The sequence below is a fragment of the bacterium genome (assembly GCA_024224155.1).
Classification (GTDB): Bacteria; Acidobacteriota; Thermoanaerobaculia; order Multivoradales; family JAHEKO01; genus CALZIK01.
In genome coordinates this window covers 1-1,787 of sequence record JAAENP010000445.1, presented here as the reverse complement: position 1 = coordinate 1,787, position 1,787 = coordinate 1, and the positions used below count along the sequence as shown (strand labels likewise).

The 1,787-nt window shown below is 62.8% G+C and carries 2 protein-coding genes; both read right to left on the bottom strand.

Annotated elements, in window-relative coordinates; genetic code table 11:
- On the bottom strand, nucleotides 1-336 hold a 336-nt coding region (locus GY769_21645), incomplete at its 3' end, for an NTP transferase domain-containing protein (GenBank protein ID MCP4204522.1).
- 44 nt (nucleotides 337-380) lie between these two features.
- Nucleotides 381-1,787, bottom strand: a 1,407-nt coding sequence (locus tag GY769_21640; protein ID MCP4204521.1) for an LPS-assembly protein LptD, incomplete at its 5' end; no start/stop codon positions are given.

The following is a 1,787-nucleotide window of genomic DNA, read 5'->3' as shown; positions in this document are numbered from 1 at the left end:
GCCGGCGATCAGGTTGTCACCTAGATACATCACGAAGGAATCCTTACCGATGAATTCCTCCGCGATCATCACCGCGTGGGCCAGCCCGCGGGGTGCGTCCTGCTCGATATAGGTCACCCGGGCGCCGAACTGCGAGCCGTCGCCGACCGCGGCTCGGATCTCGTCTTTGGTGTCGCCGACGATGATCCCGATCTCGGTGATGCCGGCGGCGACAATCGACTCGATGCCGAAGAACAGCACCGGCTTGTTGGCCACCGGCACCAGTTGCTTGGCCGAAGTGTAGGTCAGCGGACGCAGGCGGGTGCCTTTGCCGCCGGAAAGAATCAAGCCTTTCATCAATATCCTTGGAGTTGAGAGGGGAAGGACGGAAAGGAAGGGCTCTAGAAAGAGTCGTTCAGATCGAGAAACGTGCCGACGTTCTTCAGCGTCAGCGAGAACCGGACGTCGCGGTCTTCGATGTCACGGTAGTTGGACTCGCGGTACTCGAGCTGCCAGCTGTAGCACTGCGATTTCCAGCTCAGGAAGTACCGCTGCTGCTGGAGATCCCATGCGTTGTTCCGCTCATTCGTGACCGGGTCTGCCGGTCCGAGGACGTCGAAGCTGAGCTGGGCCTCGAGGCTGAGCCTCTCGGGCCACAGGTTCAGTTTGCCGGAGAACTGCGCCTGTTCGCTGGTCTGGGTGCTCAGCACCGGAATCGGATCGCTTTCCAGCTCCGCCGGGTCGAAGTCGACACTCCAGTTGCTGAACCACGACAGCCCAAAGATGTGCCGCCCGACCTTGGTCGAGCCGCTCAGCCTGAACGACTGGAGCCGGTAGCCGCCGAACAGGGTGTTGAAGCCGGCGTCGAGCCTGAAGCTGGTCGCCCGGCTCGGATTGATGCGCAGCGCCACCCCGAACGGTCCTTCGGCGGTCTCGGCGAGCGGTTGCGGTTCCTGGCTGAGGGGGTTCGAGACGGTGAACCGCGACCTTTGGCCGGGCCGATCCTCGTCGTTGCTGTAGCCCTGGCTGAAGGTCAAGGACGCGATCTCGATCGCTCCGCCCTGCTCCGCGTCGGCCGGCTTGGCGACCAGGCGGTTGACCAGCTGGAATAGGAAGCCGTTGGTTGGGCTCAGGTTGTCGATCTCGTCGAAACGAAAGATGTCGTCCTGCCGATCGAAATCTCCGACGAAGGAGTACTGGATGCGCGGCTCGACGATGTGCTTGAACTTGGCGAAGCGGCCGATCTTCTGGTCGAAAATGCGCAGGATGCTCGGCCCGATGACGTCCAGCCCGGCCCGCGGAAAGGCCCGGTCCAGATCCTCGCCAGCGAACCAGCGGGCCTCTCCCGTCTCCTCCACCACTTCGAGCGGCGTCAGGGAGTCGGTGTAGTAGGTCGCTCGGCCGCCGAGCTCGACCTCGGCGCTGAGCCAGGTCAGGCTGCTCAGGGGAATCGACAGGGTCGGCGAGACGTCGATGCGGCCGTATTGCTCGGTGAATCGCTCCGGCTCGCTCACGCCACTGGGCGTGGTCTGCAGATCCAGCGAGAAGTAGTGCAGGGAGCTCTGCAGATCGAGGTAGATCTGCGACTTCCCGAGTCTCAGCTTGCGCAGGCGATATTCGACTTCCGGAATCTGGCGGCGAATGTCCTCGGAGGGATGTTTCAAGACGCGCTCGCGTTGGTCGACCAGAATGTTGAGCGAATGCGGGCCGAAGTTCCGGGACAGGTAGGCGTTGGAATAGACGTACGGCCGCCGCTGCTGGCCGGCGCCGCGCTCGAAATCCTGCAGGTAGTCGAGATCGGAATATTC